This is a genomic window from Halomonas sp. H10-9-1, assembly GCF_040147005.1.
GTDB lineage: Bacteria > Pseudomonadota > Gammaproteobacteria > Pseudomonadales > Halomonadaceae > Halomonas.
The window spans coordinates 2877569-2901723 of sequence record NZ_JAMSHO010000001.1; the positions used below are offsets into that span (position 1 = coordinate 2877569).

The 24155-nt window shown below is 66.1% G+C and carries 16 protein-coding genes and 3 pseudogenes; 12 read left to right on the forward strand and 7 right to left on the reverse strand.

The window, feature by feature from the left end; translation table 11 throughout:
- Positions 1-62: 62 nt before the first annotated feature.
- The 5 genes and pseudogenes from NFH66_RS13200 to NFH66_RS13220 all read left to right on the forward strand — a co-directional run bounded on the left by NFH66_RS13200 (position 63) and on the right by NFH66_RS13220 (position 4054).
- Positions 63-191, forward strand: coding sequence for a putative transporter small subunit (locus tag NFH66_RS13200; RefSeq protein ID WP_349610680.1), 129 nt, complete (start codon positions 63-65; stop codon positions 189-191).
- 133 nt (positions 192-324) lie between these two features.
- Positions 325-816 carry a methylated-DNA--[protein]-cysteine S-methyltransferase gene (locus tag NFH66_RS13205; protein ID WP_349610681.1) on the forward strand — a complete coding sequence of 164 codons (492 nt, stop codon included), beginning with the start codon at positions 325-327 and terminating at the stop codon, positions 814-816.
- 130 nt (positions 817-946) lie between these two features.
- A pseudogene (locus NFH66_RS13210) lies at positions 947-1159 on the forward strand (TRAP transporter large permease subunit); the annotation flags it as partial.
- A 13-nt stretch (positions 1160-1172) separates the two neighbouring features.
- On the forward strand, positions 1173-2540 hold the full coding sequence (locus NFH66_RS13215; protein ID WP_349610682.1) for a malonyl-CoA decarboxylase: 1368 nt from the start codon (positions 1173-1175) through the stop codon (positions 2538-2540).
- A complete protein-coding gene (locus NFH66_RS13220) occupies positions 2537-4054 on the forward strand; it encodes a malonate--CoA ligase (protein ID WP_349610683.1) in 1518 nt (505 codons plus the stop codon). The genes NFH66_RS13215 and NFH66_RS13220 overlap by 4 nt, the downstream gene beginning before the upstream one ends.
- Before the next feature lie 77 nt (positions 4055-4131).
- On the opposite strand, the gene NFH66_RS13225 is transcribed toward NFH66_RS13220, so the two are convergent.
- The 3 genes and pseudogenes from NFH66_RS13225 to NFH66_RS13235 form a co-directional block, all read right to left on the reverse strand.
- On the reverse strand, positions 4132-4782 hold the full coding sequence (locus NFH66_RS13225) for a flavin reductase family protein (RefSeq protein ID WP_349610684.1): 651 nt from the start codon (positions 4780-4782) through the stop codon (positions 4132-4134).
- Positions 4783-4861: 79 nt separating this feature from the next.
- The gene (locus tag NFH66_RS13230; RefSeq protein ID WP_349610685.1) at positions 4862-5314 is read right to left on the reverse strand and encodes a hypothetical protein; all 453 of its coding nucleotides are present in this window, start codon (positions 5312-5314) and stop codon (positions 4862-4864) included.
- Positions 5315-5391: 77 nt separating this feature from the next.
- Positions 5392-6369, reverse strand: a pseudogene (locus NFH66_RS13235) (LysR family transcriptional regulator).
- A 120-nt stretch (positions 6370-6489) separates the two neighbouring features.
- Here NFH66_RS13235 and NFH66_RS13240 point away from each other — a divergent pair.
- The 6 genes from NFH66_RS13240 (at position 6490) to recD (ending at position 18648) form a co-directional block, all read left to right on the forward strand.
- A complete protein-coding gene (locus tag NFH66_RS13240; protein ID WP_349610686.1) occupies positions 6490-7320 on the forward strand; it encodes a DODA-type extradiol aromatic ring-opening family dioxygenase in 831 nt (276 codons plus the stop codon).
- Between the two features lie 182 nt (positions 7321-7502).
- A complete protein-coding gene (locus NFH66_RS13245; RefSeq protein WP_349610687.1) occupies positions 7503-7775 on the forward strand; it encodes a DUF2218 domain-containing protein in 273 nt (90 codons plus the stop codon).
- A 35-nt stretch (positions 7776-7810) separates the two neighbouring features.
- Entirely contained in the window at positions 7811-8332 is a 522-nt protein-coding gene (locus tag NFH66_RS13250; protein WP_349610688.1) for a cytochrome b, read from the forward strand.
- 283 nt (positions 8333-8615) lie between these two features.
- The gene (gene recC, locus NFH66_RS13255; RefSeq protein ID WP_349610689.1) at positions 8616-12383 is read left to right on the forward strand and encodes an exodeoxyribonuclease V subunit gamma; all 3768 of its coding nucleotides are present in this window, start codon (positions 8616-8618) and stop codon (positions 12381-12383) included.
- The gene (gene recB / locus NFH66_RS13260; protein WP_349610690.1) at positions 12380-16330 is read left to right on the forward strand and encodes an exodeoxyribonuclease V subunit beta; all 3951 of its coding nucleotides are present in this window, start codon (positions 12380-12382) and stop codon (positions 16328-16330) included. Before recC ends, recB begins: the two co-directional genes overlap by 4 nt.
- The gene (gene recD, locus NFH66_RS13265) at positions 16327-18648 is read left to right on the forward strand and encodes an exodeoxyribonuclease V subunit alpha (protein WP_349610691.1); all 2322 of its coding nucleotides are present in this window, start codon (positions 16327-16329) and stop codon (positions 18646-18648) included. The genes recB and recD overlap by 4 nt, the downstream gene beginning before the upstream one ends.
- A gap of 188 nt (positions 18649-18836) precedes the next feature.
- Here recD and NFH66_RS13270 read toward each other — a convergent pair whose 3' ends face one another.
- From NFH66_RS13270 to NFH66_RS13280, 3 genes and pseudogenes are all read right to left on the reverse strand, one after another.
- Positions 18837-19616, reverse strand: coding sequence for a hypothetical protein (locus tag NFH66_RS13270; RefSeq protein WP_349610692.1), 780 nt, complete (start codon positions 19614-19616; stop codon positions 18837-18839).
- A 24-nt stretch (positions 19617-19640) separates the two neighbouring features.
- Positions 19641-21208 (reverse strand): annotated as a pseudogene (locus NFH66_RS13275) (IS3 family transposase).
- A gap of 43 nt (positions 21209-21251) precedes the next feature.
- Complete coding sequence (locus tag NFH66_RS13280; RefSeq protein WP_349610693.1) at positions 21252-21806, reverse strand: hypothetical protein; 555 nt, start codon at positions 21804-21806, stop codon at positions 21252-21254.
- Positions 21807-22272: 466 nt separating this feature from the next.
- Here NFH66_RS13280 and NFH66_RS13285 point away from each other — a divergent pair, with 466 nt between their 5' ends.
- A complete protein-coding gene (locus NFH66_RS13285) occupies positions 22273-23475 on the forward strand; it encodes an ISL3 family transposase (RefSeq protein ID WP_349607353.1) in 1203 nt (400 codons plus the stop codon).
- Between the two features lie 8 nt (positions 23476-23483).
- On the opposite strand, the gene NFH66_RS13290 is transcribed toward NFH66_RS13285, so the two are convergent.
- On the reverse strand, positions 23484-24053 hold the full coding sequence (locus tag NFH66_RS13290; RefSeq protein ID WP_349610694.1) for a hypothetical protein: 570 nt from the start codon (positions 24051-24053) through the stop codon (positions 23484-23486).
- Between the last annotated feature and the right edge of the window lie 102 nt (positions 24054-24155).

Consider the following 24155-nt stretch of genomic DNA (forward strand, 5'->3'; position numbering starts at 1 on the left):
CGCCCATCAACCATGTGGGTAGCGCCGGCCACCCCCGGCGCCACCCGGAGGAGATCGACCATATGACCACGCTGTTTGCCTTCTACGTACTGATCTGGCCGGCCCTGACGCTCGGCGTGCTGGCCCTGATCATCCGCGCCGTGATACGCGATCGCCGCCAGGCCCGCGTGGAGAGCCGCGAGCTGGTGTGAGGCGCCAGCACTGAATGCGATCGGCCCCGCGGGCAGTGCCCGCGGGGCCGATTTCATCCAGCCCATCGCCACGAGTCGCGTTAAACTCCTGTCATGGGTTCCGCGATATCGAACGCACCGGCAGGAGCATGACATGAACCACGATACCCTCGACTACTATCATCCCCCGGCCGCGGACGCCCTGGGGCTGATCCTGATCCGTGCCACCCCCGAGGGGCTCACCGAGATCGACTTCGTCGACGAGCAGCACGAGCCGCCGTGCCCGGGGCCCCTGACCGCGCAGGCATGCGCGCAGCTGACCGAATACTTCGCCGGCACCCGCCGCGACTTCGACCTGCCGCTGGCCCCCCAAGGCACCGACTTCCAGCGCCGGGTATGGGCCGCGCTCGAAGCGATTCCCTTTGGGGAGACCCGCAACTACGCCGAGATCGCCGAGCAGCTCAGCAGCAAGGGCGGCCAGCGCGCGGTAGGCGCCGCCAATGGCAGAAACCCCATCTCCATCGTGGTGCCCTGCCACCGGGTGATCGGCAGCGACGGTCGCATGACCGGCTACGCCGGCGGCATCGGCCGCAAGCGCTGGCTGCTCGCCTTCGAAGCGGGCGAAGTGCCGATGTTGCTGGGCTGACGGGTATCGGCGTCGAGCCCGAGGGCGCCTTGCCATGCCGCGGGTCAGCGCGCCGTCCCCTCGCCGGACGCCGAGCCAAGGCCCAACTGGCGCACGCTGGCCACGAAGTCGCCGAAGCGTTCGCCCTGAATCGGTAGTGCTGACCATCAACCTGGAGATCGGCCTGATCACCCCGCCGGTGGGGCTCAACCTGTTCATCATCAAGGGGATCGCGCCGGACATCTCGCTGCGCGATATCCTGATAGGCAGCCTCCCCTATGCCCTGTGCATGGTGCTGGCGATCATCCTGCTGTGCTTCTTCCCGGGTATCGCCCTGTGGCTGCCCGACCTGCTGATGGGCTGAGGGAACCAACGCCATGAACATGACCTTCCTGCAGGAGCTGTTCAACAACATCACCCGGCGCGACGCCCTGCGGCGGCGCCGGCGCAGGAGTGGCGAGTCGCTTGACCACGAGGACCTGGCAGCCGCCTGCCATGCCCTGCTGGCGAGCGACGGTGAGGCCTCGAGCATCGCCCTGGCCAGCCGCGCCCTGGACATGTACGAGTGCCTCGCCGAAGAGCAGCGCCCGGCCTTCTTCGCCCGCCTGGGCGCGGAGTTCGCCGCCGAGCCGGCGACCATCGACGCCGCCTACGCGGCCTATCGCGAGAGCCGCGACAACGCCACCCTGGAGGCGCTGTTCGAGGCCTGCGAGCCGCGCCGCCAGGAGCTGTTCCGGCGCCTCAACCTGGCCAGCGACGGCACCTACTCGCTGGTGCGCATGCGCGAGCACCTGCTCGGCCTGCTGCGCGAGCATCCCGAGCTGGCCGCCATCGACAGCGACTTCGCCCATCTGTTCGGCTCCTGGTTCAACCGCGGCTTCCTGATGCTCAAGCGCATCGACTGGAACACCCCGGCCTCGATCCTCGAGAAGATCATCCGCTACGAGGCGGTGCACGAGATCCGCGACTGGGACGACCTGCGCCGCCGCCTGGATGCCCGTGACCGGCGCTGTTTCGCCTTCTTCCACCCGGCGATCGGCGACGAGCCGCTGATCTTCGTGGAGGTGGCCCTGTGCAAGGGGCTGCCGGCCCGCATCCAGCCCATCCTGGCCGGCGAGGAGAGCGGTGAGGAGAGTCGCGTGGAGGAGCCCGAGGAGGCCGATACCGCCGCCTTCTTCGGCATCAGCAACTGCCAGGTGGGGCTGCGCGGCATCTCCTTCGGCAACTTCCTGATCAAGCAGGTAGTGCAGGAGCTCAAGCAGGAGCTGCCCCAGTTGAAGCATTTCGTGACCCTCTCGCCGGTACCGGGCCTCGCCCAGTGGCTGGCCGAACGGCGCAACGACGCGAGCCTGCCGGCGGCCACCCGCGAGGCACTGGCTTCGCTGGAGGAGCCCGGCTGGCACCGGGACAGCGAGCTCAGCGAGGCGCTCAAGGCTCGCCTCCGGCCGCTGGCGGCGCGCTATCTCGCCGAGGAGAAGAACGCCCGCGGACTCCCGCTCAACCCGGTGGCCCGCTTCCATCTGGGCAACGGCGCCGAGCTGCACCGCATCAACTGGCTCGGCGACGTCTCGGCCAAGGGGCTCGAGCAGGGCGCCGGCCTGATGGTCAACTACCTCTACGTGCTCAGCGATATCGAGCGTAATCACGAGAACTACACGGCCCATGGAGCCGTGGCCTGCTCAAGCGAGGTGAAGGACCTCGTGCGCAAGGCCAGGAAGCAGGCCAAAGGAGAGACAAGCAAATGAGCCACAACCTGTTCGAGACCTTCGCCCGCCGCATGCAAGAACGCGGCGACGCCGACTTCATCACCACCCCCGAGGGGCGCCGCTACTCCCATGCCGACGCCCTGGTCGCGAGCGCAAGCCTGGCCGGCGCCCTGGTCACGCTGGGCGTGGCACCGGGCGACCGGGTGGCGGTGCAGGTCGACAAGAGTCCCGAGGCGATCCTGCTCTACCTGGCCACCCTGCGTGTCGGCGCCGTCTACCTGCCGCTCAACACCGGCTATACCGGAGACGAGATCCGCTACTTCCTGGGGGATGCCGAGCCGGCGCTATTCGTCTGCCGCCCCGCGGCCCTCGAGGAGGCGCTCGCCATTGCCGGGGAAACCGGCTGCCCCGAGGTCCGTACCCTGGGCACCGCCGCCGATGGCAGCCTGATGGAAGCGGCCGCCGCGGCCACCCCCCGCGAGGCGGTGGAGCCCCGCGAGGAGAACGACCTGGCCGCCATCCTCTACACCTCGGGCACCACCGGGCGCTCCAAGGGCGCCATGCTCACCCACCGCAACCTGGGCTCCAACGCCGCCACCCTGCTGGAGGCGTGGCGCTTCAGCGAGAACGACCGGCTGATCCATGCCCTGCCGATCTTCCACACCCACGGCCTCTTCGTGGCCTGCAACGTCACCCTGATGGCCGGCGCCAGCATGCACTTCCTGGCGAAGTTCGACGCCGACGTGATCTTCGCTGAGATGCCCCGCGGCACGGTGCTGATGGGCGTGCCCACCTTCTATACCCGGCTGGTGGCCGACGCGCGCCTCACCCCCGAGGCCACCGCCAGGATGCGCCTGTTCGTCTCCGGCTCGGCGCCGCTCACCGCCGAGACCCACCAGGCCTTCGAGGAGAAGACCGGCCACGCCATCCTCGAGCGCTACGGCATGACCGAGACCAACATGAACATCTCCAATCCCTATGCCGGCGCGCGCCGCGCCGGCACCGTGGGCCAGCCGCTGCCCGGGGTGGAGATCCGCATCACCGACCGCGAGAGCGGCGACGAGGTGCCGGCCGGCGAGATCGGCATGCTCCAGGTGCGCGGACCCAACGTCTTCATCGGCTACTGGCGCATGCCCGAGAAGACCCGCGAGGAGCTGCTCGAGGACGGCTTCTTCATCACCGGCGACCTGGCCCTGGTGGACGAGCACGGCTATGTGCAGATCGTCGGCCGCGACAAGGACCTGGTGATCTCCGGCGGCTTCAACGTCTACCCCAAGGAGGTGGAGCAGGTGATCGACGAGCTCGAGGGCGTGGTGGAGTCGGCGGTGATCGGCCTGCCTCACCCCGACTTGGGTGAAGGAGTCACCGCAGTGGTGGTGCCCGAGGCCGGCGCTGCGCTCACCGAGGGCGAGGTGCTCGAGCACCTGCACGACCGCCTGGCCAGGTACAAGCAGCCCAAGCGGGTCTTCTTCGTCGACAGCCTGCCCCGCAACACCATGGGCAAGGTGCAGAAGAACGAACTGCGCAAGCGCCTCGACGCCACCTACCGCTGAGTCCCGGGCTCATCGCGAGTTGACGCTGTCCGCGCCGGCGGGACATTGCCGGTGGGACATTGCCGGCGCGGACAGCGTCAGCGTCCTCGCTCGCCCCGGCTGAAGGAGCTGCCCGAGGCGGGGCGCTCCACCTCGAAGAGGTCGCTGCAGCGGGCGTAGTCGTTGCCGGCCATGCGTCCGATGGGACTGAGGCTCTCGCGATCGACGTGGCGCCCGTCCCAGAGCGCCTCGTCGATGTGGATCGACACCACCTCGGCGAGCACCAGGTTGCCGGCCAGCGGCTGGTCGCCGAAGCGGATGATCTCGCGCAGCCGACAACCGAAGGCCACCGGGGCGCCGGCCACCCGCGGCACCGAGATCCCCGGCATGGCGACCTTCTCGAGCCCCGCATGGACGAATTCGTCGGCGCCGTGCTCGAGCCCCGCACTGGTCGCGTTCATCTCCTGCACCAGCCCTTCGCCGCTGATCTGCACCACGCACTCCGCCACCTCGGCGAGGTTGCGGATGGTGTCCTTGGGATTGGCGTCGCCGTCGAGCAGCGGCGAGAAGCCCAGCACCGGCGGGTTGACGCTGACCACATTGAAGAACGAGAAGGGTGCCAGGTTGGCGTTGCCCGCCGCGTCCAGGGTCGAGACCCAGGCGATGGGCCGCGGGCAGATGCTCCCCGACAGCAGACGGTAGATCTTGCCCGGGCTCAGCCCGTGCTCCTCCAGCAGGTAGTCGCTCACGTTGCGCCGCTCACTTCAGATGGGGAAGGGGGAAGTATCGCCCCCGCGGGGCCAGATACCCAAGGGGGCGACGAGCGTTCTAGTCGAAGCTGGTGCAGACGGGGGCCTGCCTCGACGGCTCATGGGCCACCTCGAGGGTAACCGGCGCCTCGACGTGGATCAGCGCGACACGCCATTGATGGTCGACGTTGACCGGGTCGCACTGGCCTTCGCTGCCGCCACCGAAGTTGGAGTCGATCCAGTAGTGGACGTCATAGAGCCGGCCCTCCTCCAGCGCGCCGGGAAAGGAAAAGGAAAAGGCCGGCGACTCGCCTTCCGAGACGCTGCCGGCATCGCTGGCCACGACCTCACCCTTGGCCACGTCATACAGTGCTACGTGGACGCTCTGGCCACCATGGGCCCCGATAAAGGAACCATCGCCGGTGAAGGTGAGATCATGGCCCTCACTGGCCAAGACGGAAGTTGACGCCAGCAGCAACAGCACAGCCAGCGGCTGCGAAACGCTCTTGGCGCCAGGAATCACGCGTGTCATGCCCTACCTCCTTCGCAATCGTTCGATGTCGATCGGGTGTTGGCTTACCCCTACAGCCTAGCTCACCCACCACCCACCTATCGAACGTCGCCGGTAACGCTCCGGCGGAGCCTCCTTACACTGGGCGAACCTTCCCTGGCTGTCAGAGCTGGGGGCTGACAGGACTGGGCAAATGCCTCAATCAGGTAATCGATCATCGCCCGGACCTTGGCCGGTGGCCGCCGATCGGGGGGAAACAGCACATGCAGGCCGCCCAGGTCATGCGTGGGCTGGTCGAGTTCCAGGGCCACCAGGGTACCGCGCACCAGGGCCTCCCCCACGATGAAGTTCGGCTGATAGATCACGCCCTGCCCGCCAAGCGCCGCCGCCACTAACGCATCACCATTGTTGGCCTTGAGATCCCCTCGCACAGGCACCTGAATGTCGCCCTCGCGACCGAAGCTCCAGATCCCCTCTCGCTGGGAGGGCGACAGGGTATAGCTCAGACAGTTATGGCCGGATAGTTCGGCAATGCCCCGCGGCGTGCCGTGTCACTCCAGATAGTCCGGCGCGGCACAGACCCGCATCGGGCAGTCGCCCAGCCGTCGCGCCTTGAGCGAGCTGTCGGCAAGATGACCGATGCGAATCGCCAGGTCACAGCCTTCCTGGATCAGATCATGCTGAGCGTCGCTCAGGCCCAGTTCGACCTCCACTTGCGGATAGCGCCGCTGGAACGCGGGTAGCAGTGGCGCGATGAAGCGCACGCCGAAGGAGAGCGGCACGTTCATGCGCAGTCGCCCGACCGCCTCGAGTCGCTGGGCAGCCACTTCCGACTCCGCCTCGTCGAGCTCCTGCAGGATGCGTCGACAAGCCTCGAGGTAGTCAGTTCCCGCGTCCGTCAGCGTGAGGCGCCGGGTAGTGCGATGCATCAGCTTGACCCCCAGCCGGGCCTCCAGGGCATTCATGTGCTTAGTGGCCATGGCCGGTGACATGTCCAGGGCACGTCCCGCCGCCGATAGGCTGCCGTGGGTGGCCGCTTGGATAAAGACCCGCATCCCCGTAAAACGATCCAGCATCTATTTCGCACTCATGGTTAAAGGTGTTGCCATATAACGGCAAGTTCTCTTACTCAAAGGGAAAGGATACAGTATTCCCTATCAGTCGTAACCGGGCCATACGACCCAAGGAATTGCACGATGACCAACGCTAACGAATCGTCTGCAGCTTCCACCGTCCAGCCGGTGCTGTTCATTCCCCACGGCGCCGGCCCGTGTTTCTTCATGGACTGGAACCCACCCGGCACCTGGGCCGGCATGGCAGGCTTCCTCAAGAGCGTGGCCGCCTCGCTGCCGGCTCGCCCACGCGCGATCCTGATGGTCTCCGCCCATTGGCGCACCCAGGAATTCTGCGTGACCGCCGGTGAACACCCCGAGCTGATCTACGATTACTACGGCTTTCCCGACCACACCTATGCGCTCACCTACCCGGCCCCCGGCGCGCCGGCCCTGGCCGAGCGGGTCGACAGATTGCTCTCTCAAGCCGGTCTGGCCAGCCAACGGGACGCCAAGCGGGGGTTCGATCACGGCATGTTCGTGCCGCTGAAGCTGATGTTCCCCGAGGCGGATATTCCCGTAGTGCAGTTGTCACTGCGCGATGATCTCGACCCCGCGGCCCATCTCTCCGCCGGCGAGGCCTTGGCATCGCTGCGTGATGAGGGTGTGCTGATCATCGGCAGCGGCATGAGCTTCCACAATATGCGCGGCTACGGGGATACGCGCTTCACCGTCCCCTCCGAAGCCTTCGATGACTGGCTGACCCAGACCGTGGAGGCTGAGCCGGGTCGGCGCCACGCCGCGCTTAACGACTGGGCTCGGGCACCCCATGCGCTTCAGTGCCACCCGCCGGGCGACGAAGAGCACCTGATCCCGCTGATGGTCGCCGCCGGCGCCGCGGGGAAAGACAAGGGCCGCAAGATCTATTCGGAACAAGTGCTCAAGACGCAGCTGTCCGCCTTCCGTTTCGGCTGAGGCAGCCACGCCACTTTGCACAGCCACCTCACCTGGCAACTCACGCAATACCGCAGGAGAACGATGATGCACATTGAACTATCCGGCAAACAGGCCCTGGTCACCGGCTCCACCCTGCGAGTGGAAGGTGGCATCGTCGAGAGCATTGCCTGACGACCCATCCACCACAGGAGAAATGAGCCATGCCGACCTCCAGCGCCCATATTCATACACAAACCCCGCAACGTCTGATGAACCGGCTGTGCAAGCACTGGGGGCACAAGTTTCCGGTCACGCTTGACGAGCAACAAGGCGTAATCGAACTGCCGCTGGGCGTCTGTCGGCTGCACTGCGCCGACACGCTGACGGTAGAACTGGAAAGCGATAGTGTGCAAATGTCGAGATTGCAGCAGGTGGTGACCGACCATCTGCAGCGTATGGCAGGCAAGGAAACACTTGCCATCGAATGGAAGTAATGGGCTGTCATCACGGCCGAAAAAAGGAGCAGAACATGAAAAATGACTCGAAAGAACGCTATGGAAGCGTCAGCAAAACCTTCCACTGGCTGATGGCCGTGCTGATCGGTTGGCAGCTGTTCAAGTTCGGGGACCGTATCGCCGAGGGCGAGCACTGGGTGGGGCAGACCCTGGTGCCCTGGCATGTGTCCATCGGCACTCTGCTGCTGGTACTGATCGTGCTGCGTCTGGCGTGGGTGATGACACAGCGTCACCAGCGCCCGGCCCAGGACCCGGCCACCGCCATGCTGGTTAAAGCCGGGCATGGCCTGCTCTTCGCCGGCATGCTGCTGATGCCGATCACCGGGGTGATGGTGATGCTGGGCGGCGGCTATGGACTGACCGCCTTCGGGGTGGAGATTCTCGCGAAGGGTGAAGAGATCGCCTGGGCCGCGAGCCTCGGCAGCCTGCACTCACCGCTGGCCTGGGCCTTGGCCGCGCTCATCACCGGGCATATCGGCATCGCCCTGTTTCACCACTTCATCCAACGCGACGATACGCTCAAGCGGATGCTGTAGCGCGACCGTGACAGGTTGCCTTCAACAGGCTTTCGACATGGGTGAATCGTACCGGCTTTCTCGGAGACCCTTTGGCTTGAGTCAGGCCACCTTCTTGGCCTGACCCTATTGCTCACGATACAGCGCCTCTCGCTCGGCCGGTGGCATGTTGCCAACCGGCTCCACTCCCCTCTGAGCCCGTTGCCACCGCCGTTGTTCCCCCGTGCGGGGCGAGCCCGCTTCATGCCCCCGCCGATTTGCGGCACCATGGCTGCCTGCCCGCCCTCCGCGAAGGAACCGCATCATGTCCGCCCTCGACGCCCCTCCCCCCCTGACGCCCGGCTTCATGGTGATCCACGGCAATCGCCTGGAAGCGCTGCGCGACCTGGCGGTGGAGTGGCTGCGCCAGCATCCGCTGGGGCCACTGGAAGACGAGGTGATCCTGGTGCAGAGCAACGGCATCAGCCAGTGGCTGAAGCTGGCGCTGGCCGCCGACCCGCCCAAGGGCGCCGGCATCGCCGCGGCCATGGACGTCACCCTGCCGGCACGCTACCTCTGGCAGGCCTACCGCGCGGTGCTCACCCAGCAGGACGGCCCCGACGCCGTGCCGCCGGCATCCCCCTTGGACAAGCCGCGCCTGGTCTGGCGGCTGATGCGCCTGCTGCCGGAGCTCACGGACGACGCCACCTTCGCGCCCCTGGCACGCTTCCTCGCCGACGACGATGACCTGCGCAAGCGCCACCAGCTCGCCGAGCGCCTGGCCGACCTGTTCGACCAGTACCAGGTCTACCGGGCCGACTGGCTGGCCGCCTGGGCCGAGGGCCGCGACGAGCTGATCGATGCCCGCGGCCAGGCCAGGGCACTCGCCGAGGATCAGCGCTGGCAGCCGGCGCTGTGGCGGCGCCTGCGCGACGACATCGGAGACGAAGGACTCGCCACCAGCCGCGCCTGGGTGCACACCCGCTTTCTCGAGGCATGCCGGGAACTGACGCCCGAGACGCGTCCCGCCGGCCTGCCGCGCCGGGTGGTGGTGTTCGGCATCTCCTCGCTGCCCCGCCAGACCCTGGAGGCGCTGGCCGCGGTGTCCCGGGTCACCCAGGTGCTGCTCTGCGTGCACAACCCCTGCCGCCACTACTGGGCGGACATCATCGAGCACAAGGATCTCTTGAGAGCCGCCCGCCGGCGCCAGCGCCAACGCCCCGGCATGCCGCTCGCGCTCGACGACACCGAGCTGCACCTCCACGCCCAGCCGCTGCTCGCCGCCTGGGGCAAGCAGGGCCGCGACTACCTGCGCCTGCTCGACGAGTTCGACGACCAGGACGCCTACCGGGCGCTGTTCGACGCCGAGGCGCTGCGCATCGACCTGTTCGATTCGCCCCTCGAGCAGGCCGAAGTTCCCGGGCTACTCCAGCAGTTGCAGGACGACATCCTCGAGCTGCGCCCGCCCCAGGAGACCCGCGACACCTGGCCGGCCGTCGACCCGGCCGTTGATCGCAGCCTACGCTTCCACGTCGCCCACAGCGCCCTGCGCGAGGTGGAGATCCTCCACGACCAGCTGCTCGCCGCGTTTGATGCCGACCCCACGCTGCGCCCGCGGGACGTGCTGGTGATGGTGCCGGACATCGACACCTACGCCGCCGCCGTGCAGGCGGTATTCGGCCGCCTGGCGCCGGACGACCCGCGCCATATCCCCTTCACGCTCTCCGATCAGACCAGCCGCCATCGCCAGCCGCTGCTGGTGGCATTGGAGGCGCTCCTGCACCTGCCGGAGGCGCGGCTCACGGTGAGCGACCTCCTGGACCTGATGGAAGTGCCCGCCCTGCGCGCTCGCTTCGGCTTGGACGCCGAGGCGCTGCCGGTGCTGCGCCGCTGGATCGAGGGCGCCGGCATCCGCTGGGGGCTCGATGCCGAGCAGCGCGCCCGGCTCGACCTGCCCGGCGGGCTCACCGCCAACACCTGGGCCTTCGGCCTGCGCCGGCTGATGCTCGGCTACGCCGTCGGCCGCAGTACGGAGAACGAGAGCGCCGACGGCCCCTGGCACGACATCGAGCCCTATGGCGATATCGGCGGCCTGGAGGCGGCGCTCGCCGGCCCGCTGATGGACCTGCTCGACGTGCTGGAGGCCCAGTGGCGCGCGCTCTCCGAGCCCACCGACGTGGCCACCTGGTGCCGGCGGCTGCGCGGGCTACTGAGTGAGTGCTTCGCCGCCGAGGACGAGGCGGACCTCGCCACCCTGGGCCGCCTGGAGGAGCTCTTGGAGGAGTGGCAGGAGACCAGCGAGGATGCCGGCCTGACCGAGGCGCTGCCGCTCTCGGTGGTGCGCGAGCACTGGCTCGGCCAGCTCGACCAGGCCAGCCTCTCCCAGCGCTTCCTGGCCGGCGCGGTGAACGTCGCCACCCTGATGCCGATGCGCGCCATCCCCTTCCGGCACGTGTGCCTCTTGGGCATGAACGACGGCGAGTACCCGCGGGTGCAGCGCCCGCTGGACATCGACCTGATGGGCCACGACTACCGCCCCGGCGACCGTTCGCGCCGCGAGGACGACCGCTACCTCTTCCTCGAGGCGCTGCTCTCGGCCCGGGAGAGCCTGATGATCAGCTGGGTCGGCCGCAGCATCCACGACAACGCGCCCCGCCCGCCCTCGGTGCTGCTCGGCCAGCTGCGCGACCACCTCGCCGCCGGCTGGCGCTTGACAGGCGCAGAAGAAGACGACGCCGGCCAGGCCCTGCTCGATGCCCTGACCACCGAGCACCCGCTGCAGCCGTTCAGCCGGAAGTACTTCCGCGCGGGGTCGGGCGCGGTAGAAAGCCGCGCGGGGTCGGGCGCGGTAGAAAGCCGCGCGGGGTCGGGCACGGTAGAAAGCTTCTCTGGCGACGACCGGCTGTTTACCTACGCCCGGGAGTGGCGGGCGGTGCACCAGGCGCCCCAGGACGAGGAGAGCGACGCCGTGGCCGACGGCGAGCTGCCGCCCATGGAGCTCGACACCGCCCTTACGCTTTCGCGGCTCAGTGGCTTCCTCAAGGACCCGGTAAAGGCCTTCTTCACGACTCGGCTCGGCGTTGTTCTGGAGCGCGAGGCGCTGGAGAGCCCCGACCACGAGCCCTTCGCCCTGGACGGCCTCGACCACTGGCAGCTCCAGCAGGCGCTGATCGAGGCCGGGCGCCGCGCCGTGGACGAGGGCGCATCGCCCACCCCCGCCGTCCACGACACCCTGGCGCGCCTCACGCGCGAGGGACGCCTCGCCATGGGCGGCTTCGCCGAACTGATGCGCGAGCACCTCGTTGAGCCCCTGGACGGCCTCTTCGAGGCCTACGCCGAGAAGCTCGCGGCCTGGCCCCACGCCTGGGAGACGCCGGCCTCCGTGTCGCTGGAACTCGCCACCCCAGAAGACCCGCTGTCGACTGATTCTCTACGAGTGGAGGACTGGCTGGACGGCCTGCGCGAGAACGACGCCGGCGAGCGCTGCCGGCTGGTGCTGATGACCAGCAGCCTGGTCAACAAGGGCAAGTACCACTGGAAGCACTGGCTCGCCCCCTGGGTCGCCCACCTCGCTGGCCAGCTCGCCCTCGGCCCCATGACCACGGTGCTGCTCTCCCGCGCCGGCGGCGGCACCCTCGCGCCGCTGGATGACGCCACCGCGCGCGCGCACCTGGAGGCCATCGCCCGCGCCTGGCGCGCCGGCATGACCGCTCCCCTGCCGCTGGCCCGGGACACCGCCTTCGCCTGGCACGAGAAGGGCGGCGACGCGAACGCCCTGGCCCGCGTCTTCGGCAGCAGCGGCTCTTCACAGACAGACAAGGCCGAAGAGGCCGACCTCAAGGCCTGGAAGGCCGCCGCGCGCGTCTTCGAGGGCGACGACTACACCGCCGGCGAGCGCGACCGCGATCCCTACCTCGCCCGCCAGTGGCGCGACCTCGCAAGCCTCGTGCGCCATGAGATCGCCGGGCGGCGCTTCACCGAGCTGACCGCGGCGCTCTACGCGCCCCTCCACGACGCGGTGAAGGCCAAGGGCGGCGGCGATAAAAAGAACGACAAGAAAGGCGGCAAGGGCCAGGGAGGCAAGAACTCATGAACTCGCCCGATAGCGCTCGAAATAACGCAGAAACCCTGCACGCGGCCGAGACGCCGCGCCTCGACCCGGTGGCCCTGCCACTCACCGGCAGCCGGCTGATCGAGGCCAGCGCCGGCACCGGCAAGACCTTCACCATCGCCCTGCTCTACCTGCGGCTGGTGCTCGGGCCCAGGCTCTCAAACAAAGAGCACGAGGACGACGCGGCCAGCTTCCCGCGGCCGCTGACCCCGCCGGAGATCCTGGTGGTCACCTTCACCAACGCCGCCACCCAGGAGCTGCGCGACCGCATCCGCGCCCGGCTGGTCGAGGCCGCCGAGGCGTTTCAGCAAGCGGCCAATCCAGAAGACGAAGCGCCGGGGGCAGACCGTAGCGGAGGTCCTATGCCAGGGATGGCATCGGTAGCGCCCAGGGAAGGGTTCACAGCGCCTCCGCGCAGGTCTGCCGCCGAATCAGCTTCGTCGGACGAAGGACTAACGGGAGATCTCTTCGCCGAACCGGCTGTGGATAATACGAAGGCGGTGGACAACGCCCCGAGCGACCCGCTGCTCGCCCTGCGCGACAGCTACCCCCGCGAGAGCTGGCCGACCTGCGCGCGCCGCCTGCGCCTGGCCGCCGAGTGGATGGACGAGGCCGCGGTCTCCACCATCCACTCCTGGTGCCACCGCATGCTGCGCGAGCACGCCTTCGACAGCGGCAGCCTGTTCGCCCTGGAGATGTCGCTGGACCAGTCCGAGATGGACCTGGAGATCGCCCGGGACTACTGGCGCAGCTTCTACTACGACCTCGACCCCGAGGCGTTGGCGATCGTCGCCCGCTACTGGACCACGCCGGACGCCCTGAACGACACCGCCGCCCGGCTGCGCACCCACGCCGCCGCCCTGCCCGCGGCCCCGCCGCCCTTTGATGCGCTCGCGAACTACCGCGAGCAGCGCGCCGCGGCGCTCGCCGAGCTCAAGGCGCCCTGGCCGGCCTGGCTCGACGAGCTGGAACAACTGCTCGAGGCCGCCGCCCAGCGCAAGGCCTTCAACGGCCAGAAGCTCAACGCCAGGAGCCGCGCCAACTGGCTCGCCGCCCTGCGCGACTGGGCCCATGATCCCGAACTCGCGAGCCCGGATCTCACCCCCGCCGCCTGGAAGCGCCTGACGCCGGAGGGCATCGCCGAGATCTGGAAGGAAGAGCCGATCCCCAACCTGCCGGCGCTGGAGGCGCTGGAAGAGTTGCCGGAGAAGCTCGCCGCGCTGCCCGATCCCTTCGCCGACCTGCTCGCCCACGCCGTGCACTGGATGGCCGCGCGCCGCGAGACCGTGCAGCGCCGCCGCGCCGAGCTCGGCCCCGACGACCTGCTGCACCGCCTGGACGCCGCCTTCACGGGCGAGGCCGGCGAGACTCTCGCCGCGCGCATCCGCGAGCAGTTCCCGGTGGCGCTGGTCGACGAGTTCCAGGACACCGACCCTGTGCAGTACCGTCTCTTCGATCGGGTCTACGAGCTGGCGGCCAATAGAGAGGACAGCGCGGTGCTGCTGATCGGCGACCCCAAGCAGGCGATCTACGCCTTCCGCGGCGCCGATATCCACACCTACCTCCAGGCCCGGCGCGACACCGCCGGCCGCCACGTCACGCTGGGCACCAACTTCCGGTCCGCCACGCCCATGGTCGAGGCCGTGAACCGGGTGTTCGCCCACGCCGAGCAGAGCGACGCCGGCGCCTTCCTGTTCCGCCAGGGTGACGACAACCCGGTGCCGTTCGCCCCTGTCGACGCGAATGGAAGGAAAGACGCCCTGGTGCGCCGCGGCGCGCCCCAGCCGGCGCTGACCCTCTGGCACCTGGCCGCCGACGACCCCCTGCCCAAGGGCGCCTACCTGGCCGAGCTGGCCGGGCGCTGCGCCACCGAGATGGCTTCACTGCTGCGCGAGGGCCAGGCCGGCCAGACGGGCTTCCAGAAAGAGGGAGAATTCCAGCCGCTGGCGCCGTCGGACCTCGCGGTGCTGGTCAACAACGCCGGCGAGGCCCGCGCCATTCGCACCGCCCTGCTCGCCCGCGGCATCCGCAGCGTCTACCTCTCCGACAAGGAGGGCGTGTTCGAGACCGAGGCCGCCACCGAGCTGGAAGGGTGGCTCGCCGCCTGCGCCGCCCCGGACGACGAACGCTGCCTGCGCGCCGCGCTGGCCACGCCGAGCCTCGGGCTCTCGCTTGCCGAGCTCGACGCCCTGAACGGCGGCCCCCAGCAGGACGAGCTGGCCTGGGAGGCGCGGGTGATGCAGTTCCGCGACTACCACCGCCAGTGGCAGCGCCGCGGCGTGCTGCCCATGCTGCACCGGCTGCTGGCCGACTTCGCCGTGCCCGGCCGGTTGCTGGCGGTGCCCGAGGGCGAGCGGCGGCTCACCGACCTGCTGCACCTCGGCGAGCTCCTGCAGGAGGCCAGCGCCGAGATCGACGGCGAGCACGCCCTGCTGCGCTTTCTCGCCGAGTCCCGCGCGCATCCACACGCGCAGTCCGACACCCACCGCCTGCGCCTGGAGAGCGACGCCGACCTGGTGCAGGTGGTCACCATCCACAAGTCCAAGGGCCTGGAGTACCCGCTGGTGTTCCTGCCCTTTATCGCCGCCTTCCGCCCGGTGAAGCAGGGCGACCTGCCGCTGCGCTGGCACGACGACGACGGCCACCTGCGCCTGACCTTGAACGCCGACGAGGCCATCCTGGCCCGCGCCGACCGCGAGCGCCTGGGGGAGGACCTGCGCAAGCTCTACGTCGCCCTGACCCGCGCCCGCCACGCCACCTGGCTCGGCCTGGCGCCGCTGGAGGCGATGGAGCGCAGCGCCGTCGGCCACCTGCTCGCCGGGGGCGAGGCGCTCACGCCCGAGGCCCTGCGCCCGGCCCTCGAGGCGCTGGCCGATTCTAGCGGCCGGGTAACGGTCTTGGACGCTCCCGAGGCTGACCCAGCGCCGGTCCAACTCGCCAGCGACGATGCGCCGCTGGGCCATGCCCGCGCGCCCACTCGGACGATCCGCGAGCACTGGTGGATCGCCAGCTACTCGGCGCTGCGCACCGGCGCCACGCCGGAAGAAGAAGGTGACATCGTCGTCACGGCAGAGCCGGCCCCCGAGCCCGCTACCGCCATTGAAGCCACCGCCATGGAGGTGATCGACGAGCCCTTCGATACCGGCACCGCCACGGTGAGCGTGGGCTCGCTTCACCGCTTCCCCCGCGGCCCCTCGGCGGGCACCTTCCTGCACGGCCTGCTGGAGTGGGCCGGCCAGGAGGGCTTCGCCCGGGTGGCCGAGGACGCCGAACTCAGAGCCGATACCATCGCCCGGCGCGCCAACCGCCGCGGCTGGGAGGGGCAGATCGCCGCCCTCGAGCAGTGGCTGCCGGAGCTCTTGACCACGCCGCTGCCGGTGCCGAATTCGGGCGATGGCGAGGCCGCGCCGCTGCGCCTCGACGCCCTGGACGGCGCGCGCGGCTACCGGGTGGAGCTGGAGTTCTGGTTTGCCGCCCACCGGGTGAACACCCGCCGACTGGACGCCCTCGTCAGCGCTCACACACTCGGCGGCCGGCCGCGGCCGGCGCTCGAGCCCGACACCCTCAACGGCATGCTCAAGGGCTTCATCGACCTGGTGGTGGAGCACGAGGGGCGCTTCTACGTGCTCGACTGGAAGTCCAACCACCTGGGCGCGGATGACGCCGCCTACACCGGGGCGGCGATGGGTGAGGCCGTGCTCGACAAGCGCTACGACGTGCAGTACTGCCTCTACCTGCTGGCTCTCCACCGGCTGCTCGCGGCCCGGCTGCCGGACTACGACATCGAGCGTCACCTGGGCGGGGCGCTCTACGTCTTCCTGCGCGGCACCCGCGCGCCCTCCCGCGGCATGCACGCCGAACGCCCGCCGAGCGAGCTGATCCTCGCGCTCGATGCCCTGTTTCGCGCCGCCGAGGAGGCCGCCCCATGACCCCGTATACCCCGAACCACACTGCCGCGTCCGAAGCCGCGCCGATGCAAGCGCCCGAAACCGCGCTAGCCGATCACGCGGCGCTGTTCGCCCTGCTCGACCGCTGGGTGGCACGCGGCTGGCTGCGCTCGCTGGACCGCGCCTTCGCCGTCTTCCTGTATCGCGAGGCGAAGGCGGCAAACGAGGTAAGCGAGGCCTCACCCCTGCTGCTGCTGGCGGCGGCGCTGGCCAGCCACCAGCTCGGCCGCGGCCACGTCTGCCTGGACCTGGCCCAGACGCTCGCCACCCCGGACCTCGCGCTCTCGCTGCCGCCGGAGGGCGACAGCCTGGAGGACCCGCCGCCGCTGCCCAGCCGGGTAATGGCCGCGCTGGAGCTGGACGCCTGGCGCGCGGCGTTGGCCCAGCCCGACCTGGTCGCCCCCGGCCCCGGCAGCACCCCGCTGGTGCTCGCCGGAAGCCGAGAGCATCCCCGGCTCTACCTGCGCCGCTACTGGCAGCACGAGCAGGATATCCACACCCGGATCAATGAGCGGCTCGGCGATGCCAAGGGCGACGACGAGACCCCGGACGCGACGCGCCTGCGCCCGATCCTCGACGCGCTGTTTCCCGACCGGGGCGAGACGAATCCCCAGATCGACTGGCAGAAGGCCGCCTGCGCCCTGGCCGGCCGCTCGCGCTTCGCGGTGATCACCGGCGGCCCCGGCACCGGCAAGACCACCACCGTGGTGCGCCTGCTCGCCCTGCTCCAGGCGCTGGCGCTCGGTGAAAACGAGGGTAAAGGCGCCCTGCGCATCCGCCTCGCCGCCCCCACCGGCAAGGCCGCCGCCCGGCTCAACGAGTCCATTTCGGCACAGGTCAGCCGGTTACCCTTGGACGAACTGGTGGCAGCAACCGGCCTTACCACCACCCTCGAGCGCGTAGCGAGCGAAGACGAGGCAAGGCGGAGTCCGACGAAAACGCGGAGTTTACGAGCCGTAAATGAGCAGTTTGAGAAGGACTCCAACGCCGCATCGTCGAGCGCAGTAGCGCATCTCAGAGAAGTGATTCCCAAGGAAGTGAGCACCCTGCACCGGCTGCTCGGCTCGCGCCCCGACACCCGCCGCTTCCGCCACGACCGCCACAACCCGCTGCCGCTGGACGTGCTGGTGGTGGACGAGGCCTCGATGGTGGACGTGGGCATGATGGCCGCGATGCTCGAGGCGCTGCCGCCCCGGGCGCGGCTGGTGTTGCTCGGCGACAAGGACCAGCTCGCCTCGGTGGAGGCGGGCTCGGTGCTCGGCGACCTGTGCGCCCGGGCCGAGGGCGGCCACTACACCCCAGCCACCGCCGAGTGGCTGAGTCAGGCCACCGGCCAGCCGCTGCCCACGGAGACGCTGGACGCCGACGGCCAGCCGCTGGACCAGGCCATCGCCATGCTGCGCGTCAGCCACCGCTTCACCGCCGACAGCGGCATCGGCCAGCTGGCCGCGGCGATCAACCTGGACGCCGAGCCCGCCGCCAAGCGCCGCGCCATCACCACGGCCCTCACCCACGGCTTCGCGGACCTCTCGCACCTGAAACTAAGCGCAGACGACGAGCGCGGCCTGGCCCGCCTGGCCGTAACCGGCTGCCCGGAGCGCTTTGCTCTCCATCAGACCAGCGCCCGCGCCGCCGATGCGCCGCCGGTGGGTTATCGCCACTTCCTCACGACTATGGCCGAGGGGCGCCCGGCCGACGACGCGGATCAGGCGGCGTTCGATGACTGGGCAAGAGAGGTGCTCGCGGCCCACGGCGACTTCCAGCTGCTGTGCGCGCTGCGCCGCGGCCCCTGGGGCGTGGAGGGCCTGAACGAGCGGGTACGCCAGGCGCTGGAGCGGGAGAAACTGATCGACAGCCAGGACGGCCGCCAGCGCTGGTACCCCGGCCGCCCGGTGCTCGTCACCAGGAACGACTACGGCCTGGGGCTGATGAACGGCGATATCGGCATCACCCTGGACCTGCCGCGCCCCGGCACCGCGCCCGGCGATAACAACCGCCACCTGCTGCGGGTGGCCTTCCCCGCCACTGATGGCACCAATCGCATCAAGTGGGTGCTGCCCTCGCGCCTGCAGGCGGTGGAGACGGTGTTCGCGATGACGGTGCACAAGTCCCAGGGCTCGGAGTTCACCCACGCCGCCCTGGTGCTACCCGACACGCCGAACCCCATCCTCACCCGAGAGCTGGTCTACACCGGCATCACCCGCGCCCGCCACTGGCTGACGCTGGTGGAAACCGGCCGCGGCCAGTTGATGGACGCGGCGCAGCAGCGAGTGATGCGGGTGAGTGGGCTGGGGAGTTGATACGTGTCGCTTCCCATACTCATCTCACGTTGCAATGTCAGCTTTCGGCCAGAAGCGGACTCTCAGGGAGTTTTCATATAATAGGCGGTCTCAACCGCGCTTGACAGTGGCCGACTGGAGCTTGCGTCAAAGGCGGAAACTGTCAAGCGTCGGTTTTAGCGCATTGTTGTACACAATTGCTGAAGTAATTAATTTACTTTTACGTAGTAAAAAATTGGCAGTCCCTGGGTTTCAATACCTAAGACGTTAGCGCTACCGCTGGACCATTCACCCCATCGATTATGTTTAAAATTATGAGTTCTACCTTGAGCCGTTACCGTCCCATCCTCTGCAATGTAACTCTGAATTTGATCAACCGCTTGTTCCCAGTCAGCATTATAACGACTTCCTTGTATATTGCGACCACTTATAAACCAGCTCCACTCGCTTGAACCAGACGATTCTTCATCTATCAGAGAAGTTACATTTTCCTTGTTAGAACTGTTGCTAGTTAAGATCTGCTGAACATATTGGGCATTGGATGCAGCAGTCATGTTAGGCGCGACACTTGAACCTGTTAACTCTTCATACTTCGTATCGGGTGGTAGGGGTTCACCGTTTGCCGGAACCCAGACTCCACTATCATATTGCGGATTCTCAGGACTTGAGAATTGGCCAGGGGTAAGGGCGGAACTGACAATTGTACCAACGGGAATTGAACGCCTGACAATCTCACGTTCAACACGCTGAAGTTCGTTAAGCGGTGCTGGAGGGTTATACTCTTCAGCGAAAAACAACTGGAATGGTTTCCCGGCTGTTTGGATCGTTATCGTTCCTCGCGGCAGTATATCATAGCTGTTCCCAGCTCGTACTATTTCCTCAGCATCGTCGCGCCGACAGTTTATTGAAACATATTGATTCTTTATTTCATAAGGGAAATCAACTTTACCATTGGGTTCCCTGGCCGTACAGGTAACGGTAGTTGTCAAGGAATCTGTCGCCTCTGAGGTCTTTTAGGCCACCTGTTTTTCCGGTTCTACGACGGTGACCTGGAGTTCCCGCTCCGGGTTGAGCGACACGGTGCCGATTGGAGTCCAGTTGCGGGTCTTGCCGCTCCAACGGGCGGGGTTAGCCTCACGCGCCGCCTGATTGATGATGTGGCGCTTGGCGAGTACGTCGTTGTCTTCGCCGGCATGACGCTGTGCCGGCGTCACCAGTCGGATGCCGCTATGCCGGTGCTCGTGGTTGTACCATTGCACGAAGCCGGACACCCACTCGCGCGCGGCGTCGACGCTGGCAAACCCGTCGACGGGGTAGCAGGGCCGATACTTGCAGGTGCGGAACAGCGCCTCCGAGTAGGGATTGTCGTTGCTGACTCGTGGTCGGCTGTACGACGGGGTGATGCCCAGCTCGTGTAGCTTCTCCAGCAGCGTGGCGCCCTTGAAAGGACTGCCGTTGTCCGCATGCAGCACCAGCGGCTGGTCGATGACCTGCTCGGCCAGCACCGCCCGCTCCAGCACGGTGCGGGAGTTATGGGCCGACTCAGCCAGAAACACCTCCCAGCCGGTGATCTTGCGGCTGAAGATGTCGATCATCATCACCAGGTAGTAGTACTGTCCCTTGATCGGACCACCCAGCCAGGTCGCGTCCCACGACCACACCTGGTTGGGCGCGGTGGCCTGGTAGGTCGTGGGCTTGGCGCGGCGCTGAGGCGCTTTGGCGCGGCCACGATGCACCGCTTGCCGGTGCTTGTGCAGGACGCGGTAGAACGACGAGGGAGAGGCCAGGTAGCGCTGCTCCTCGTCGAACAGGCGCACTACGATCTGCTCTGGCGGCAAGCTCGCGTACTCGGGCCGGTGGCACACGTCGAGGATCTCCTGCTCTTCGGCCGGTGTCAGTGCGTTAGCCGGCACCGGCCGGTCGACCAAAGGGCGCTGGTCCTCGCGTAGCTCGCCGTCGCGCGTCCAGCGTTGGTACGTTCGGGCGGTGATGCCCAACTCGCGACAGGCGGCTTCCAGGCGAGCGCCTTGGGCCCGGGCGTCTTCGATCAGCGCGATGGCGCGTTGGCGATCTGGGGTGCTGATCATGCGTCCTCGTCCCCCCAGATCGCCCGGACCTTTTTTCGCAGGGCCAGTAACGCTGCGGTTTCCGCCAAGGCCTCGTTCTTGCGAGCCAGCTCTTTCTCCAGCGCCTTGATGCGCTTGCGCTGCTGCTTGGCCTCGTCGGCCTCACGCTGGCGTTCCGAGTGCGAGAGGCTGGCGGCCTGCTCGCAGTCATGTCGCCAGCGCTCCAGCTGTTCGGGATAGATCCCCCGACGGCGGCAGTATTCCGCGGTTTCCTGGGTGTTCATCGAGGCGGTTTCGATCACGGCGCTGAACTTGTCCTTGGACGACCAGCCATCGGCGCCCTTGCCCAGGGCATCCGGCAGGCAACGCCCCTCGGCACGGGCTTCCTTACGCCACTTGTAGACGGTGCCCAGTGAGATCCCTTCCTGCTCCGCGATCACCTGCGGAGAGAGGTTGTGGGGAGGCAGCAGCTTGGTGACCACGGCTTGCCGGCGCTCCTCGGAGTAACGAGGCATGAGTGTCTCCTTTCGCCCCTGATCGGTTTATAAGAACAGGGTATCAGAGGGTACGACACTCATCCTGACACTGGGGGGTAAAGCCCTCTGCCATCAAACCATAAAAGCTAATACCACTTGTGGTATTGCCATTCCAAACAATACCTATATCCACTGTCTTTCTGTCACCTGTTATTGTTGGAATAAACTTCAGGGTATCACTATTCAGCTCAACGCATCTACGCCATGCGTCTATTGCCCCTTGGTAGAAAGTTTGAGATTTTGACAGAGAGCTACTCGATTGATTACTTTCAGATCGATGCGTATCGCACCATGTCTTAAGACGTTCAGAAGTTTCAGTGCGCGAAAAATTTCCACCACCAGACCCATAACCGAAAACCTCTAATTCCGCGGCGGCCAATTGTTCGTTCGACAAGCTTTCGAAGTCACTCCCGCAGTTTCTACTGAATCTAGCGGCAGTAAGCGCCTCCTCGCTTTGGTCAATAGCAATATTACGCAACCCGTGAGAGATTATTGACATACACTGTTCGCTGGAATGCACTTCCGCTGACAATAGAACCGCAGCTGCTAATACGTATGTCTGTCTAGATAAATTCATGCTCCCTCCTTTAGCGAGCTGCATTAAAGAGGCTTTACCTTTAGATGCGCAACAGCCATTAGAAAGCAAGCTCTTTTATTAATACTCGCTTAATCTAAAACAAATGAATTATTATCGGCATTATAATGCTCACCTCGCCATTCTATAATACGAGCCTAGTTGATAACGACATGTGTCAACATGACTGCCTTGAGTCGACATCTGTCGAACCAACTCTTTTAACGTAGACCAACGTTCGGCATCCGGCCAGAAGCAGACGTTGAGCATTTTCTGATATAACGCCAGCAATCAGGCGCGCGGGGCATGAGCGCTCCCTGGACGGCGTGGTCATGCGATATTTTTAGGTTCTTCGCAGACTGGCGTGAAAGCGAAGCAACCTTAGGCAGAGGCGGGATAGAGAAACGGCGGTAAATCCGAGTAAACTGATGTTTACCACAAACCCCAGCCTACGGATACCGCCGTTGCCATGGATGCTACCCCGCTCTGCCTGTTCTGGAAAGGTTTCACCGTCGCCCATCACGAATTCCTGGATGAGCAAACACTACGGCTCCAGTTGGCGCCTGATGACCTGATCCCGCCAGTCTGCAGCGGCTGTGACCATGCCTGCTTTCTCGTCCATGACGTGCATCACCGTCGCGTCCGAGAGGCGCCGTTGCTGATCTACCGGGTGGAGCTGGAGGTGCCGGTACGTCGCCTGCGCTGCCCCGTCTGCGGCCCGACACGCGAGCGCATTGACTGGTTGCCGGGTCGTTCACCGGTGACCACCACGCTGCGCCAGTGGGTGGAGCGTCTGGTCGAGTTGCTGCCGATCCGGCATGTCGCCGACTTGGTCGGCCTGCACTGGCATACCGTCAAGGCCATCGATAAGCAGCGCCTACAGCGTGACCTGCCGGCGCCGGACCCGACGCGGCTGCGTCGCCTGATGATGGACGAGTTCGCCCTCCACAAGGGGCACCGCTACGCCACGGTGATTGCGTGTGCCGACACCCAGCAGGTGGTGTGGATCGGCGAAGGTCGCTCCCGGGAGGCGATCCGCCCGTTCTTCGAATGGTTGGGTGATGCGCGACAGCAGATCGAGGCCGTCGCCATGGACATGAACGCGTCTTTCGATCTCGAAGTGAAGGACCAGTGCCCTAACGCCGAGGTGGTCTACGACCGCTTCCATGTCGTGGCCAAGTACGGGCGTGAAGTGATGGACCGGGTGCGCGTCGATCAGGCCAATCAGCTGCGCGACGACAAGGCGGCCCGCAAGGTGATCAAGGGCAGCCGCTGGCTGCTGCTGCGCAATCAAGACAACCTCAAGCCTGAGCAAGCGGTGAAGCTGGAGGAACTGCTGGCCGCCAATGCCTCACTGACCAAGGTGTATCTGCTCAAAGACCAGCTCAAGACACTGTGGTTTGCCGAGGACGAGGCGACGGCACGCAGCGGTTGGCAAGAGTGGGCCGGTATGGCGTTGAGCAGCGGTATCGACGCCTTGGTGCGCTTCACCAAGAAGCTGGAGCCCTACTTGGATGGCATCGTATCCAGTGCTCGCCACCGGCTAAACACCAGCGTGCTGGAAGGTATGAACAACCGAATCAAGGTCATCAAGCGGATGGCCTACGGGTACCGCGACACGGCGTACTTCTTCCTGAAGATCCGTGCCGCGTTTCCCGGCAAAATGCGATGAACCTATTTTTATAGGACTACAACACTAATTGCCAGCAGAGCCAAAAACATAGCCAGAACAATCGTTAGCTTTAATCGCGTCAAAATCAGCCACTTTGGCCAGTCATTTTTCTTCATGTGTTGATTCGCTCTCCATATAAGCTCTCCATCACGGACGCGATTCCACTCCTGCTTCAGGAGATCTTGCATCAGCTCAGCAAGCTCCGACTTCACCATGGAGTACTTTTGGCTGCCACCAGTCTTACCAATATATTCGTCTGGAATCCCTTCAATTTGTTCCAAGAGGGATTTTGAAGGTTCTTCAGTGCGATTCAAGAACAGCTTCGAATGACAGATCAGACCTATTAGTTTAACTTTTTCACGATAGGCCTCTTCGTCATTCTTGTACGCGACATCGGTATACACTTCTCCTTGCGTAAGAATCTCAGACAGGATGCCCCTGACCTTATCAATCCACTCTTGCCTGAACGTCGAGATCTTTTGCTCACGGGTCAATAGGGTAGATATGAAACTACCTATTAGCGCTCCAAATACGGTACCGAGTCCAATGTAAAGCCCAATTTGGTCACTACTTTCCATTTAGCACCTCTCAACAGCAGCATTCAACACATAACGTCTGACTTACGCACCGATTTGGAACCTCGAAGCGGCAGAAAATTGGTCGCTGTGCAGCCGGTTGTT

Bases quoted from the DNA above. Each gene is read 5' to 3' on its own strand.
- NFH66_RS13200 (WP_349610680.1), top strand. From the start codon at position 63: ATGACCACGCTGTTTGCCTTCTACGTACTGATCTGGCCGGCCCTGACG.
- NFH66_RS13205 (WP_349610681.1), top strand. From the start codon at position 325: ATGAACCACGATACCCTCGACTACTATCATCCCCCGGCCGCGGACGCC.
- NFH66_RS13215 (WP_349610682.1), top strand. From the start codon at position 1,173: ATGAACATGACCTTCCTGCAGGAGCTGTTCAACAACATCACCCGGCGC.
- NFH66_RS13220 (WP_349610683.1), top strand. From the start codon at position 2,537: ATGAGCCACAACCTGTTCGAGACCTTCGCCCGCCGCATGCAAGAACGC.
- NFH66_RS13230 (WP_349610685.1), bottom strand. From the start codon at position 5,314: ATGACACGCGTGATTCCTGGCGCCAAGAGCGTTTCGCAGCCGCTGGCT.
- NFH66_RS13240 (WP_349610686.1), top strand. From the start codon at position 6,490: ATGACCAACGCTAACGAATCGTCTGCAGCTTCCACCGTCCAGCCGGTG.
- NFH66_RS13245 (WP_349610687.1), top strand. From the start codon at position 7,503: ATGCCGACCTCCAGCGCCCATATTCATACACAAACCCCGCAACGTCTG.
- NFH66_RS13250 (WP_349610688.1), top strand. From the start codon at position 7,811: ATGAAAAATGACTCGAAAGAACGCTATGGAAGCGTCAGCAAAACCTTC.
- recC (WP_349610689.1), top strand. From the start codon at position 8,616: ATGTCCGCCCTCGACGCCCCTCCCCCCCTGACGCCCGGCTTCATGGTG.
- recB (WP_349610690.1), top strand. From the start codon at position 12,380: ATGAACTCGCCCGATAGCGCTCGAAATAACGCAGAAACCCTGCACGCG.
- recD (WP_349610691.1), top strand. From the start codon at position 16,327: ATGACCCCGTATACCCCGAACCACACTGCCGCGTCCGAAGCCGCGCCG.
- NFH66_RS13280 (WP_349610693.1), bottom strand. From the start codon at position 21,806: ATGAATTTATCTAGACAGACATACGTATTAGCAGCTGCGGTTCTATTG.
- NFH66_RS13285 (WP_349607353.1), top strand. From the start codon at position 22,273: ATGGATGCTACCCCGCTCTGCCTGTTCTGGAAAGGTTTCACCGTCGCC.
- NFH66_RS13290 (WP_349610694.1), bottom strand. From the start codon at position 24,053: ATGGAAAGTAGTGACCAAATTGGGCTTTACATTGGACTCGGTACCGTA.